The sequence below is a fragment of the Sphingobacterium bambusae genome, from assembly GCF_033955345.1.
In the GTDB taxonomy this organism is placed as follows: Bacteria; Bacteroidota; Bacteroidia; order Sphingobacteriales; family Sphingobacteriaceae; genus Sphingobacterium; species Sphingobacterium bambusae.
This window is the reverse complement of sequence record NZ_CP138332.1, coordinates 1,270,513-1,286,253: the sequence shown is the minus strand read 5'-3', so window position 1 is coordinate 1,286,253 and position 15,741 is coordinate 1,270,513. Positions and strand designations below refer to the sequence as shown.

Here is a 15,741-nt window from a genome sequence, read left to right as displayed (position 1 = left end):
TGTTTTAATTTACTCCATCGCCACGCGGTACTTGTTTTTTAAGTGGGCATAACGTTTCCGGTATTCTGAAGGCGTGCATCCGAAAAGCTTAGTAAACTGCTGCCTAAAATGTTTGATGTCGTTAAAGCCAGCCTGATAAGCCGCTTCATTGATGTTTGCATTGGTATCTACCAGCAGTTGCGCCACCTTGCGCAGTCGGATATACCGGATAAACTCATTGGCTGATTTGCCAGAAATAGACTTAATACGGCGGTAGAGATTAGAATGGCTCATGCCCAACGATTCTGCCAACACCCGAACGGTAAAGTCGCTGTCCAGCAGGTGCGATTCTACAGCTAGGATGGCCTGCTGTAGGAAGTCCTTGTATTCAATAGGTATCTTGTAATCGTTGGCCTGCAAGGTAATCTCGCTGTGAAAATACTGATGCAACCGTTGCCGGTTCTGGATAAGGTTGTGCACTCGTGCCACGAGAATATCTTTATCAAAAGGCTTGGTAATATAGTCATCTGCACCACCCTCGATGCCCTTCAGCTTGATGTCCGCTGAAAAGCTAGCCGTCAACAGGATTACGGGGATATGACTTAAGTTGCTGTTTTTCTTAATCTTCTCACAAAGATCAATGCCCGAGACATCTTTCATGACCACATCACTGATGACGATGTTCGGTTCTGTTTTTTGTAGGATGGATAAGGCCTGCTCGCCACTTTCAGCTTGTAGTACATCAAAATCCTGCTCAAAAATCTTACAGATGTATTGGCGGATATCGCTGTTATCGTCTACCAAGAGTAGGATAGGCCGCTCGCTGGCCATATTGACAATTTTGGCTGCTTTTTCGTCTTGGTAAGCGCTAGCGGCTGTTGTTGTCGAAAGCAGCGATTCCTCTTCCAGCAGCTCCTGAATGAAGAGCGACTGCTCTGCCACATCTTCATAGATGAGTTGGTCTTTTAACTGAGTTGGCTGGTAGGGTAGACTTAATGTAAAGGTCTGACCTCCGTTTTCGTTCGGCTGAAACCAGATGTTACCCTCATGGGCTTGTGCAAATTTCTTCACCAAGAAAAGACCAATCCCAAAGCCCTCTTTGGACGTACCTTGGCTGCTATAGTCACGATGGAAAGGTTTAAAGATGGTCTCCGACAGCGGCGAAAACGAACCATTTCCCGAGTCACGTACCTGAATGTTCAGCCGAGGTCCATCCATCAGGATATGCACATGCACTTTTCCGGAAGCAGATGTAAACTTAAGTGCATTCTGCAGCAAGTTGAAAAGACAAATTTCTACCTTCTCCCGATCGGCGTACAGGAGATGCGTATCAACAGCACTATGGAATTGGTAATCGATATGCCGAGTATGAGCAAGTTGTTGGAAACAGTAAAAAACTTCACGTGTCAAAGCTATAATATCCAGTTTTACCAAGCGCAGTTCATCAAAATCGCTGTCTGCTTTGCGGAAAAGCAGCAGCTTGTCCACCAAGCTGAGCAATCGTTTTGCGTTGGTATATACGTGCTGAAGCTGCAATGAGGAATCGTTGGCGCGCTCCTCCTTGGCTTGGTAAAGAATTTCCTTTACAGGGTTGACAATGAGGGTCAGAGGCGTGCGAAATTCATGGGCGATGTGGGTGAAAAAAGTGATCTTTTTCTCATTGAGCTCATGCTCCTTATCTCGTTCAAACTCGCTGGTTTTAAGCTGATAGAGTAGCGATTCTTTATTCTTGATGTACTTGACGTAAAGATATAGAGCCGCGCCGACAAACAAGAAGTAAAAGGCATAGGCCCAGTTTGATCGCCACCAAGGCGGTAGGATCGTTATCGTCATGACCCGCTCCTGTTTGTTCCAAAGGCCGTTTGCATCCGTCGATTTGATGCGCAGTGTATAATTACCTTCCTTGAGGTGCGAATAATGGGCCGAGCGCTGCTTGTCGACATAATTCCAATCTTTATCCCAGCCTTCCAAAAAATAGGCATACTTAATCTTATCGGGGAAAGAGTACTCCAGCGCGGCGAAGGAAAAAGACAATACCGCTTTGTCGTAAGGTATTTCTAGGAACGATAGTTGGCTTAGTGAGGAATCGGCATATGCATGATGGGCATCGTAAGTCTTGTTGTCGATCTGAAATTGCGTAAGCATCAACGGCGGGAACTTAGCGGGAACCTGAGTGCCTTCGGGATTGAATACATTTAAGCCACGGATACCGCCAAAAGCCATTTCACCACTATGCAATAGCAGTGCCGCATTGTAATTGAATTGGTTGCTCTGCAGGCCATCGGATTTGTAGAAATTCTGAAAGCTGATCTTCTGCGGATCAAATTTGCAAAGCCCATTGTAGGTGGCCATCCAAAGATTGCCGCTTTTGTCTTTCAGCACGTTTAGGAGGCTGTTGCTGGGTAAACCGTCTTTTTCGGTGTACCGCTTAATTTGACCGGAACGCACATTAAAATGTAAAAGTCCACCGCCCTCAGTTCCTAGCCAAAAGTGCTCTTTATCAGCCGCTACAATAAATCGGATAGGCGTGCCTATCGCGAAGGTTTTGTAGGCTTTGGTCTTCAGATCCAGTCGCGTAAGATCCGACCAAGATCCCATCCATAACACGTCATCCCCTTCGTCCATAAAACTAAGCACATCGTAGATCGGAAGTTCTAAAGGTCGAAACTGATCTTTTTGTCTGTCTAAGAGGTACACATGGCCTCCATTGAGCGTCGATACCCATAAACGTTTCTTACTATCTTCGAAAATGCGCCATATCGCTTTGTTGGCGTAGCTGCTGTTCGGGTAAAAGCAGTCGTAGGAACTAATCCGACCAGTCCTTTGGTCGAGTTTAAAGATGCCACGATCGTAGGTGCCTACCCAAAGTTGTTTGTCTACATCTTGTTTTAGTCCGGTGACAAAGGCTTGTTGTAAAGCTGCCCTGTCCGAAATGGGAAAGTCCATGTACCTTTTTTGTCGACTGTCCCAGTGTAGCAGGCCAGCACCATCGGTACCTATCCAAAGGCTGTTGTCGTCGCCTTCCTCTAGCGAGAGCACAAAATCTTCGGATTGTATTTGCTGTCCCGCAACCGTCTTTTTGATCAATTGAAACTTTCCCTTGTTGGGATCGATGAGGTTGATTCCGCCACGCCAAGTACCTATCCACTGTCGTTGTTGTGCATCTTCATAAACCGCAAAAACCGAATTACTGCTCAGCTTTTTTCCTTCCAAGTTGGGTCTGTTTTCAATATTTCCAGTACGGATGTCGATTTTTTGGATGCCGCCACCATCCGAACAGGCCCAAACCTTATGGTCCTTGCCGTAATACAGGTGAACAATGCGCTTATCGCAAAGGCCGTTGGCTGTAGTGTAATGGGTGAACGCTTTGTTGCTAGGGCGGTATCTGCTGATGCCCCAATTGGTGGAAAACCAAATGTCGCCATCGCTGGAGGTTGTTACCGAAGAAGCGTTGAAATTTCCGGCTTCATGCAGCTTAACCCGCTTTGTCGAGGGATCATAGTAGCAGATGCCGATATGATGAATCAGTAGCCACAGTTTGCCGTCGGCAGTTTTTCCCATACCACTTACATTGTATTTTACGTTCGGTTTTTGCCCCGGCAAAACCAAGGGCACCGATTGCGCGATAAAACCTTCCTCAGTCTTCTTAACGGTTAATAGCCCCGCTTGTCCACTACCAGCAAACACCTGTCCAGCCTGGTCTGTGTCCAGCTGATGGATGGAAAAGTTGATTGAATCGAGCTTGCCGGCATCAGAACGCAGTATAAATCGTGAAAATGTCGATTGATTAGGGTTCAGCACCGCTGCCCCTACCTTGGTTGCAACAAAAAGATTGCCCTGTCTGTCCTCTAATAGATCGGTAATGCGGTTGTCGGGCAGGGATGTTTTATCCAATGGAATATTTTGAAACACTTTATAGGTATAGCCATCGTAGCGGTTCAATCCGTTGGACGTGCCAAACCACATAAACCCATTTTTGTCTTGGTAGATATCGGTTATGTAATCGTTGGATAGGCCTTGATCTATCCCAAGATAAGTGATCGATTGTTGTGCAACCGATGCGGATAGCATGGATACATAACATAGGACAGTGTATAGCGCGAATCTCATAATGAATAGGATAAATGTTGGCGTTAGTGTTTGCTAAAATTACTGAAAAGCAATTTTTCTTGCAAGTGTTTATTTGACATTTATAACAATGCCGCACCTTAGGCTATGCTTAAGGCTTTTTTGGGTGGTAAATGATCATTCCTGCTAAAATCCTAGTTGGTTTTGCTAAAATCCGGTTTTACGGCTTTTAAAATGGTTACTGAAAAAGCGAGCTTGCCTATTTCCCCCCCTGTTTTTGACCAAATCCCCCCTAAATAATCTAGTCTTTAGTGGCGATAATTGCAAAGGCAGGTAATTATTACTTCGCAATTTTCTAACCAAAATAAATATAATGAAAACATGTAAAATGCTTAAAAGGCGTCTAGGGGTGCTTCTATTCCTGATGACCATGAGTTGTTGCTTGGCCGTTGCTCAAAATGTCACTGTGACAGGGAAAGTATCGAGTGGAGCCTTGCCAATTCAGGGTGTCACAGTGGCTGTTTTGGGTACTGAGACAAGGGCTATCACGGATGAACAAGGATCCTATCGAATCAATGCTACAGCATCTTCAACATTGGTGTTCAGTAGTGTCGGTTATTTGCGGCAGGAAATATCCTTGACGGGTAAACCAGTCGCTGCAGGATCCATTAACTTACCTGTTGTGCTTGAAGTAGATGACAGTGTAATCGAAGATGTGGTTGTTACCGGTTTTGGACAGCGTGAGAAGAGGGCATCAGTCGTTGGGTCTATCACCACAATTAATCCGAAGGAACTAAAGGGACCAACCAGTAATTTAACGACTATGCTCGCCGGTCGTGTTGCAGGGATGATCGCTTTTCAACGTAGTGGTGAACCCGGATCGGATAACGCAAATTTCTTTATCCGTGGTTTAGGGACTTTTGGTACGGGAAAACAGGATCCACTAATCTTAATCGATAACGTGGAATCTACACCTACAGATATGGCTCGTTTGCAACCCGATGATATTGCGAGTTTTTCTGTGCTACGTGATGCCAACGCGGCTGCGATGTACGGTGCACGTGGAGCAAATGGAGTGGTATTGGTTACCACAAAGCTGGGTGCGGAAGGGAGTACTAAGTTTGAGTTTCGTACCGAAAATAACATTTCGACCAATACAAGGAATTTTCGATTTGCAGACAATATTACCTATATGGAAATGGCCAATGAGGCCTATTTGACACGGCCAGTGGATGCGGCTAGTGGGCAGGGGTTACCGTATTGGCAAAGCAAGATAGATCATACGAAGGCAGGCGATAATCCTTTGCTGTATCCTAATAATAACTGGATCGACCAGCTAATAAAGGATTATACGTTAAATCAAAGAAACAACCTAAACATCTCTGGAGGAGGCGCGAAAGCAAGATATTATTTGGCAGGAACGTATAATATCGATAACGGAATTCTAAAGGTGGATGGTATCAATAACTTTAATAATAATATAAAGTTGAAGAACTATTCCGTTCGTTCTAACGTTGATATCAATTTTACACCTTCCACTACAGGTATCGTGCGTGTCTACGCACAATTTGATGACTATACCGGTCCGATTGGCGGTTTCGACAGCAATGGTAATAGGATAAACGGAGGAGCGGTGACATTTCGCAGAGCGATATGGTCAAATCCGGTCATGTTTCCTGCTGTTTACCCGTCTTCTTATTTACCCTATATGAACCATCCATTGTTCGGTAATGCTATCAATCGCAATGGAGGTTTGTTCGTAAACCCTTATGCAGAGATGGTTCGTGGTTATCAAGAGTACAACACCTCTACCATCATGCCGCAAATAGAACTTCGGCAAAATCTTGACGCAATTTTACCGGGCTTGAATTTTACTGCAATGACTTACCTAAAACGGTATGCATATTTCGAGGTAAGTCGTGCCTATAATCCTTTTTATTATACCGGATCATCAAGTCCTAGCGGAGACTTGAGTTTGCGTGTTATGAACGATGGTGGTTTGGGATCCATTGGTTTGGTCGGAACCGAGTATCTTAATTATGCGGAGTCTGGAAAAGAAGTGAACTCCATGTTCTACGCGCACGGTATTGCAAACTATAGCCATGCTTTCGGTAAACATAACGTAGCCGGCACGGTTATCGGATTGATACAAAACTCGCTCAATGGAAATGCAGGAAGCTTGCAGTTGTCGTTGCCCGCCAGAAACATTGGCGTATCAGGTCGTTTTACGTACAATTTTGATGATCGTTATATCGCTGAGTTTAATTTCGGTTACAATGGTTCCGAGCGTTTCGCACGCGACCGTAGGATGGGCTTCTTTCCCTCTTTTGGATTGTCTTACAATATTTCAAATGAGTCCTTCTTTGAACCGTTGCGTGATGTCGTTAACAATTTGAAAATTAGGGCCACACATGGTTATGCCGGTAACGATCAAATTGGCCGTTCGCAGGATCGTTTTTTCTATCTCTCGGAGGTCAATATGAATGCCCCCGAGCTTAGTTTTGGTGAGCTTAGCGGTTATCGCCGCCCTACCGTCGCTGTGACACGATATGCCAATGATGGCATTACGTGGGAGCGATCCAAACAAACCAACTTGGGATTGGACTTTAGCTTGTTCAATGCCTTTGAAGTGAATGTGGATGTCTACAGACAGATTCGAAGTAATATCCTAACCGCACGTTCTTATATCCCGAGCACGATGGGACTGCGCGCAAATATTGTCGCAAATACCAACAAGGCAGAAAGTAAAGGAGTGGATTTGACCGTGAATTACAACAAAAGCTTTAACAGTGGTTGGTATCTGCAAGGCCGTGGAACTATGACCTATGCTGTAAGTAAGCGACTGATTGTCGATGAACCTGCTTACACGGAACCTTGGCGATATACCGTAGGAACATCTGCTGCACAGGAGTTTGGCTACATTGCGGAGCGTCTATTCGTCGATGATCAGGAAACACTAAATTCTCCTGTTCAATTTGGTACACCAGGACTGGAATACCTAGGTGGTGACATTAAGTATCGTGATTTAAATGGCGACGGGCAGATTACCGATCTTGATAGAGTAGCCATTGGCTATCCGACGACACCGGAAATGATCTATGGCTTTGGCGGAACAGTAGGCGGAAAAGGCGTTGATTTTAGCTTCTACTTCCAAGGTTCGGCGCGCTCTTCTTTCTTCATCAATTCGGAAAATATTTCTCCCTTCTATTTAAACGGCGGATCGCAGAATGGTTTGCTGCAAGCAGTGGCCGATAGCTACTGGAGTGAAGACAATCGCGACCTCTACGCCTTCTGGCCGAGACTGAGCGAGGGCGTGGTGGCCAACAACAACCAACGGTCTACATGGTGGATGCGGGATGGCGCCTTCCTTCGCTTGAAAACAGTGGAATTAGGGTATACCTTCAAACAAAGCCTGATGGATCGCATCCGGGCAAAAAATCTACGCATTTACGCCAATGGCATGAACCTGTTTGCGATTAGTCGCTTCAAAATGTGGGATGTGGAAATGGGTGGAAATGGTATTGGCTACCCGATTCAGGCTGCCTACAATATCGGCTTACAGTTGGGATTCTAGAGAATGTTAAAATGTTAGAAGAAATGAAAAAAATTAATTTAAGAAAAGAGGTGGGGAGATATATAGCGTATTTGTTTTTAGGAAGCATAGGGTTTTCGGCATGCGCAGATTATATTGATGTCGTTCCGGACAATGTCGCTACCATAGATAATGCTTTTTCGCTAAGGAATGAAGCAGAGAAGTTTTTATTTACTTGTTATGCGTGGCTTCCTAATAATGCTGATGCACAGAGTAATACGGGTTTTTTGGCCGGTGATGAGGTTTGGATCCCCGTCGCTCAACGGGAGATTTATCCAGCGGACAATTGGCGTATAGCTCGTGGAGGCCAAAATATAAATTCGCCGTTGGTTGATCGCTGGAGGGGTGGTATGTGGATCGCTATTCGCGATTGTAATATTTTTCTGGAGAATGTTTCTGATTTATCGAAAGTTCCCGATTTGTCCAGCAATGATCGGTCGAGATGGTTAGGCGAAGTGATGTTTTTAAAGGCCTACTATCACTACCTATTGATGCGGCAGTATGGGCCAATTCCCCTAATGCGTGATAATATTTCGCTCGATGCAACGCAAAATGAGGTGCGGGTTGTTCAGCGCCCTGTTGATGAGGTCGTAGATTATATTGTTTCTTTATTGGATTCTGCGGCTAATACGTCCGTGCCGTTGATTATTCCTGATCAAGCATCTGAATTAGGACGGATTACCAAACCTATTATCCACGCCGTGAAAGCTGAGGTTTTATTGACCGCCGCTAGTCCATTGTTCAATGGTAATCCTGACTACCAACAGGTGCGCAATTCGCAAGGAGAGTCATTGTTCAGTCCAACTTACGACGAACAGAAGTGGGGACGTGCGGCTGCGGCTGCAAAAGAGGCTATCACTTCCGCAGAATCAGCTGGATTTCGATTCTTTCCGTTCAGTAAAGCCGAATATGGACAGTTTAAGATGAGCGATTCAACAGCAAGGGTATTGGGCATTAGTCTAGGCTTTAATGAGCGATGGTCGTCCGAGCATATTTGGGCAAATCCCAATCATCAGGCCTGGAATATCCAACGCGATGCAATGCCCCTACTCAACAGCGCTGCTGTTGTTGGAACAGCTAGACAGCATCTTAGTGCTCCTATTAAAATAGCAGAGATGTTTTACACAAAGAATGGAGTACCCCTGAGCGAAGATAAAACGTTGGATTTTAACAATAGGTATACGCTACGCACAGCAACGCGTGCGGAACGTTTCTATATCAAAGAAGGCTACACTACGGCGCGGCTAAATTTTGATCGAGAACCTCGATTTTACGCATCACTCGGATTTGATGGAGGAACATGGTTTAAATTTGATACGCAGAGTCTATCCGACGAAGATAGCTATTATGTGCAGGCAAAATTGAACCAGCCAGCAGGTGCGAACAATCATGGATGGATCAATGAAACCGGATATTTTTTGAAGAAGCTAGTCAACTGGGAACAGGCTTTTGCTACTAGTGGTGTTAGTTATCAGAGCTATCCTTGGCCAAATATGCGCTTAAGTGATGTGTATTTGATGTATGCAGAGGCACTTAACGAATCTGCTGGGCCGTCCGAGGAAGTTTTTAGTTATCTCGATCGTATCCGCGAACGTGCAGGTTTGTCAGGCGTTGTTGAAACTTGGAATGCGTTTTCAACCAATCCGGCTAAGCCTAATACAAAAGAAGGATTGCGAGAAATTATCCAACGTGAACGTATGATTGAATTGGCATTTGAAGGGAAGCGCTACTGGGATTTACGTCGCTGGAAATTAGCGGTTAATTATTTTAATCAGAATATTACAGGCTGGAGTGTAAACCAAGAAGTGACGAGTGACTACTATCGTCTTCGTACACTTTTCGCACAGACATTTGTCGCTCCTCGAGATTATTTTTGGCCAATAGCACAAGGAGAATTAATTGTAAACCCTTCTTTGGTACAGACACTAGGTTGGTAGGCTCCGTGTATTTTAAAAGTAAAAAATTATGAAAACGAATTATATGAAATCCGGCATTGCTGCGCTACTAACAATTGTGTTGTTTCTCGGCGGTTGCACGGAAGAACTTCGAGAAGCTACTGTTGTAAACTCGAATCCTCCTGGGGAAGTAAGCAACATACATGTTGAAAATTTGCCAGGGGCAGCTAGAATACGCTACGCATTGCCTGACGACCAAGATTTACTTTATGTTAAAGCAGTTTACACGCTAGCTTCTGGACGTGAAATGGTAGTTAAGTCTTCCTACTATAATAATTCTCTGTTGGTGGAAGGTTTTGCAGATGAAAAACCATATACCATCCAGCTTTTTGCTGTTAACCGAAGTGAAGTTAGTTCTACTCCAGTGGATGTCACGGTAGAGCCGTTGGAAAATCCTATTTGGGAGACCTTTCGAAGTTTAGAAGCTATTGCCGCATTTGGAGGGATTCGTGTAACGGCGGAAAATAGTAAAGAGAAAGATCTTACAATAATGGTGATGGTCGATTCTCTTGGAGAATGGGTTCCTTCTATCGACAATATTTACACATCAGCAAAGGAGATTAACCGCACCATCCGTGGATTGGATACTATTCCAAAACAGTTTGCGATTACTGTAAGAGACCAATACATGAATTTTACGGATACTTTGGTGACGAAAATTACCCCGTTATATGAAACTGCATTACCAAAATCTAGGTACAATGCAATAACCTTGCCTACGGACGCTAAGCAAACGTACACCTCCACAGGCTTGGCTAAAATGTGGGATGGTGATACCTTTTGGTGGCCGAATGTTTCGCTGACGGATGTGACTATCAACGGGCCGCAATGGGTGACATTTGATACAGGAGTGTTGGCCAAGATGAGCCGTATTGTTGTGTGGGATTATCCAGAATATACAAACAGTGGGCGTATGTATTACTATGGTGGTAACCTTCGGTTTTTTGAAGTGTGGGGCTCTGATAATCCGCCATCGGATGGCAGCTGGAATAATTGGACTCTTCTTGGAACATTTGAAAGCAAAAAGCCTTCAGGACTTCCAATGGGGCAACAAACCGATGAGGATTATCAGTTGGCAAATACTGGGCTCAGTTTTGATTTTGATATTGCTGCCCCTAAAGTACGTTACCTGCGCATAAGAACCACTAGAAACTGGCAGGGTACATCCTTTATGGCTATTGCTGAGGTGCAGGTTTATGGGGATCCACGTTAGAAAAAAGAGGATTAACGATTTTGAAAAAAACATCATGAAAATACAAAATAGTAAAAACTTGCTTTACGGAATGCTGGTCATCCTGATTGCTTTTTACGTTAGTAGTTGCTCTAAAAGTGACGATTACAAAAAATATTTAGAGGGCGGCGAAATTACCTATACCGGTAAGATAGACTCTGTAATCGTGTATTCTGGAAAAGAACGCGTGTATGTAACGGGTTTATTTATTGCCGATCCTAAAGTGACTAGATTGAAAGTGTTTTGGAACAATAGACAAGATTCAACAGAATTTGCGATTAACAGAACGCAAGGAGTTGACACGTTGAAGCTAATGATTCCAGTAATTGAAGGCGTACACAATTTTGAGTTTATAACCTTCGATAGCCAAGGGAACAGGTCATTGAGTGTATTTAAAACAGGAGTTTCTTATGGCGCACGTTATTTTTCTGGGCTTATCAATCGCCCTTATTACACTGCAGACTATTTCGCCGGCGACGAGAACACAACAATATCTTGGGGTGGCATTGATTTAACAAGTGGTGCAACATTCACTGAAGTCGAATACACAAATACGGAAGGTAAATTGATCACACAAAGGGACTCCATTGGGTTTGGAGAAAGTGTGTTGAAAGGCTACATGCCCGGTGAGCCACTAAGATACCGAACTGTTTTCGTTCCGGATACGCTGAGTATAGATACCTTTTATACGAATTATGCAACTAATGTCTTGCCAAGGTTGGCTTATTTAAGAAATATTGATTTTCCTTTTCAACGATCTTCTTGGGATGGCGCCCGTTGGGGAATACCGGCCAGCTGGACAGTGAATGCAGCAGCAAAGAACGCTGGAACTAATACTTACGGCGGATATGAACTTCGTGGTGGATCGGGGGTATTGTCATTAGAAGGTGGCTGGGGACTACCCGGCGTGACCAATGGTAAAATATATCAAACTACTAATTTGCAAGCCGGAAGATACCGTGTTACGATAAATGCGGTAGATCGTGGAGCAAGTGGTACTGTACATTTTGTTGCAGCGGAGGGAGCTTCCTTGCCTGACGAAGCTGGATTAGCTTCTGGCACAATCGCTTATGTAAATTGTGCGACAAGTGGAAATCACGTATTGGAATTTACATTGACCGAAGCGAAGCGATTGACTTTGGGCTTTGTTGGAAACATGCCCAATACGGGGTCTTACTTTAAGGTACAAGGTCATATTACTTTTCAGGTTTTATAAAGGAGCAGTATGTTAAAAAACATTATTATCGCGTCAATACTCGCGTTTTCGCTCGGTATGCAGGGGTGTAGCAAATCTGAAGAATCCAATAGCTTGGAAATACCGGAAGAACCGTCAGAGAATATAGCCGTTCCTCAGTTGGGGCAACTTACATTCTCGGATATTACGACAACTGGTGCACAGGTTGTGGGACATGTTTCGCACAGAGGCGGAGCATTTGTCCTAGAACGTGGCGTCTGCTGGAGTAAAGAAGAGATGCCTACGGTGGATAACAATTATCGCGAGGCCACTTCGGCAAAGGGATCGGGAGAGTTTGGTTTGCAACTTACCGGTCTTGTCCAATCTACGTCTTATTACGTTCGTGCTTACGCAAAAAATAAAGGCGGAATAGCCTACGGCCAGCAAATGATCTTGCGTACCGCAGATATACAATCTGTTGATTTCGCACCAAAACCGCTCTTTATTATCGGTTCCAGCAGGGCTTCCTACGATGTAGAGATCGTGAGCAGTGGTGGTGGCGCCATTACCGAACGCGGCATTTGTTGGGGAACGACGGAAAATCCAACCGTTGCAGACCATAAAATAGCACATGGCTCAACAGGCATCGGTAAATTTCGCGCCAACCTAACCGGACTTACCGAGCGAACAAATTACCACCTGCGCGCCTACGCTGTAAACGAAACCGGCGTGAGCTATGGTACAAATGTGCCTTTTCGAACAATCGGTAAAGGCAATGTGACCTACACATTCAATAAAGCGAGCAACCCGAATGCAGAGCAGTTGGCAGCATATGACCGTTTGCAGGTTGCTATCGACAGTGCCGTATGGTATGCGAACAACTATACGTCTGCCACAAAGCATGTTTGGTTGAACTATGATGCTGGAGTGCCAACAGCCGATGCCAACAATGAAGGCTGGATGCGCTTTGGTGCCAACGCATCCTACCAGAATATCAGAACCATGCTGCATGAGATGAACCATACCTTTGGAACAGGAACTACCTCGTGGTGGTCTAACCAGGCAATATCGGGTGGGAAATATCAATTTGCCCAGGTAAACACCGTTCTGAAATTGATTACCGCGGACAACAATGCGGTCTTAAACGGTGATGGCATGCATTGGTGGCCATATGGGCTAAACCAAAATTCGGAAGTAACCTCCAGCTGGGATTTCGTATACAATTGCTTGATTATCGAGGCCATGCGTAGAGATGGTATGACAAGCCATAGCGGTAGCTACCAACCCTAAATAGCTGCCCCCCATCAGGAAATCCGATGGGGGGCTTTTTTTTTTACTAACTAGATTAAAAAATGAAAAAGATGAAGATTATGTTGACGCAGCTGCTTCTTTTGGCCTGCTGTGTTGCTATTGCCGCGGTACCGCCGGGCTCCAAAAAAAAGATAGTAAGTCGGTTTATCGGCATTTGGGAGCTGGCTTCTGTCGAAGCTCCAGATGGACAAACGTATCATGCACATGCGGGACAGCTGAAATGCTTTGAGGCGAATGGCACGTATCGGTTTTTGTTTGTCAGCGATGGGGGGACCGTCGTTACGCAACAAGGGTCGTTCAAAGTATTAACCAATAAGATGTACAAAGAGGATATCGAGTTTTCAACCAACCCAAACCTACGAAATGTGTCCTCTCCCGTAGCATATGAATTTGTTAATGAGGATACCTTGCAGTTACGCGGTTCAGTCAATAATGTGCCGTTCCGAGAGAAATGGGTGCGCGTGAAAATGCCCGCTATGTAAAATGTTGGTTGATGAAGTAATGAATTTGTGACAGGAGAAGGGGTCGAAATCCCGATATCCCCAACTTTTTTGCCGAAAATGCCCCCTTTTTGACCTGTTTTATGGGATAATTTTGTTAATGTTATATATTTAATCACTTTAAAGTTGCGATAGCAATCGTATTTTATGAATCGACTCTTAATCTTTGCCTATCTCTTTACCTTCGCGTTCAACGGTTTCGCGCAAGTCGCGGGAAAAACAACCTACAAATTGGTGTGGTCCGATGAATTTGAAAAAGATGGTACACCCGATGCCAAGTATTGGACCTTTGAAGAAGGTTTTCAACGTAACCGAGAAGATCAATGGTACCAACAGGCCAACGCGGTATGCAAAGACGGTATGTTGCATATCAGCTTGCGGAAGGAGCGGAAGCCAAATCCGACCTACCAAAAAGGAAGCAAAGATTGGGCGACATCACGCCAACATATTCAGTATACCTCCTCCTCTATCAATACACTCGGCAAGAAACAATGGCAATATGGCCGATTCGAGATCAAGGCCAAGATTCCTGTTGGTTCAGGCTTATGGCCCGCTTTTTGGACGCTCGGCACCGAAGGCGAGTGGCCCTCCAATGGCGAGATCGACATCATGGAATACTATCGCGGAAATATTTTGGCCAATATTGCTACGGGGACCAAGGATCGCTGGAAAGCCAAATGGTTTAGCAAGACCAAGTCCGTGGATGAGCTTGGTGGTAAAGCTTGGGCAGATAAGTTCCATCTGTGGCGCATGGATTGGGACGAGCATGAAATAGCACTTTATGTCGATGACAGCCTGATGAACAAAGTGCCGTTGGAGCAATTGGCCAATGCCGATGGATCCAATCCATTTCAGCAACCACACTACGTACTGCTTAATTTTGCATTGGGCGGTATCAATGGTGGAAAGATCGATGAAAAGCTGTTGCCCGCAGTCTATGAAATAGATTACGTTCGGGTTTATCAAAAAGAAGATGCCAGCTCGCAGGATGCCCAGACTTTTACACCCGGAGCACGGTGGGAAGATCAGCATGGCGAGCACATCAATGCACATGGCGGCGGCATTATTTACCACGAAGGTACCTACTATTGGTACGGAGAGAAACGCGGCGGTAAAACCTCTTTGGGTGTCAACGTGTATTCCTCAAAAGACTTGTACAACTGGACCTTCGAAAAATTAGCCTTTGCGCCGGCAGATGATCCCAACAGCGACATTACCTGGGGCTGCATTATGGAGCGGCCGAAAGTTATTTACAACGAGAAAACAAAGAAATTCGTGCTATGGTTTCACTTAGAGCTGAAGGGGCAGGGTTATGCTGCTGCGCGCGCGGCCGTTGCGGTCAGCGACACGCCTACCGGCCCGTTCACCTTTGTGCATAGCTTTCGTCCCAACGGAAATATGTCGAGAGATATGGGACTGTTCGTTGATGATGATGGCCAGGCCTACCACATCTACTCTTCCGACGAAAACTATGCCTTGCGTTTAGTGCGCCTCAGCGAGGACTACCTCCATCCGACGAAAGAGGATAAACTCCTCTTCCGAAACCACCGAGAGGCGCCGGCTTTGTTCAAGCATGCAAACAAATATTATCTGTTTACCAGTGGTTGCACCGGTTGGGCACCAAATAGAGCGGAGCTACATGTTGCCGACAATCTCTTTGGATCGTGGAAATCCTTGGGCGACCCGATGCATGGTCCGCAGGCGCAGCTCACCTTCGACGGACAGAGCACCTATGTGCTGCCTATTGAAGGTAAGAAAGACGCATTTATCTTTATGGCCGACCGATGGAAGCCCAATCAGCTGTTGGATAGCCGTTATATTTGGCTTCCTGTTGATCTGCAGGACGGGAAGGTTTCCGTGTCTTGGAAAGATGAATGGGATTTGTCTGTTTTCAACTAAAACTATTTTATCGATCAACCACGATTTTTAAT

At 45.1% G+C, this 15,741-nt stretch carries 8 protein-coding genes; 7 read left to right on the top strand and 1 reads right to left on the bottom strand.

Annotated features, from left to right (window positions below; translation table 11 throughout):
- Positions 1 to 9: 9 nt before the first annotated feature.
- Positions 10 to 4,089, bottom strand: coding sequence for a hybrid sensor histidine kinase/response regulator transcription factor (locus SCB77_RS05460; RefSeq protein ID WP_320185423.1), 4,080 nt, complete (start codon positions 4,087 to 4,089; stop codon positions 10 to 12).
- Positions 4,090 to 4,420: 331 nt separating this feature from the next.
- On the opposite strand from SCB77_RS05460, the gene SCB77_RS05455 reads away from it, so the two are divergent.
- From SCB77_RS05455 to SCB77_RS05425, 7 genes are all read left to right on the top strand, one after another.
- Positions 4,421 to 7,621: a SusC/RagA family TonB-linked outer membrane protein gene (locus tag SCB77_RS05455; RefSeq protein WP_320185422.1), complete on the top strand. Its 3,201-nt coding sequence runs from the start codon at positions 4,421 to 4,423 to the stop codon at positions 7,619 to 7,621.
- Positions 7,622 to 7,644: 23 nt separating this feature from the next.
- Positions 7,645 to 9,576, top strand: coding sequence for a RagB/SusD family nutrient uptake outer membrane protein (locus SCB77_RS05450; protein WP_320185421.1), 1,932 nt, complete (start codon positions 7,645 to 7,647; stop codon positions 9,574 to 9,576).
- 28 nt (positions 9,577 to 9,604) lie between these two features.
- Positions 9,605 to 10,807 carry a DUF5000 domain-containing lipoprotein gene (locus SCB77_RS05445; RefSeq protein WP_320185420.1) on the top strand — a complete coding sequence of 401 codons (1,203 nt, stop codon included), beginning with the start codon at positions 9,605 to 9,607 and terminating at the stop codon, positions 10,805 to 10,807.
- A gap of 34 nt (positions 10,808 to 10,841) precedes the next feature.
- Positions 10,842 to 12,041 carry a DUF4998 domain-containing protein gene (locus SCB77_RS05440; protein WP_320185419.1) on the top strand — a complete coding sequence of 400 codons (1,200 nt, stop codon included), beginning with the start codon at positions 10,842 to 10,844 and terminating at the stop codon, positions 12,039 to 12,041.
- A 9-nt stretch (positions 12,042 to 12,050) separates the two neighbouring features.
- Positions 12,051 to 13,289 (top strand): fibronectin type III domain-containing protein, encoded by a 1,239-nt coding sequence (locus SCB77_RS05435; protein WP_320185418.1) that lies wholly within the window; start codon positions 12,051 to 12,053, stop codon positions 13,287 to 13,289.
- 62 nt (positions 13,290 to 13,351) lie between these two features.
- Positions 13,352 to 13,792 carry a DUF4488 domain-containing protein gene (locus SCB77_RS05430; protein ID WP_320185417.1) on the top strand — a complete coding sequence of 147 codons (441 nt, stop codon included), beginning with the start codon at positions 13,352 to 13,354 and terminating at the stop codon, positions 13,790 to 13,792.
- A 165-nt stretch (positions 13,793 to 13,957) separates the two neighbouring features.
- Positions 13,958 to 15,709 carry a family 43 glycosylhydrolase gene (locus tag SCB77_RS05425; protein ID WP_320185416.1) on the top strand — a complete coding sequence of 584 codons (1,752 nt, stop codon included), beginning with the start codon at positions 13,958 to 13,960 and terminating at the stop codon, positions 15,707 to 15,709.
- Positions 15,710 to 15,741: the final 32 nt, after the last annotated feature.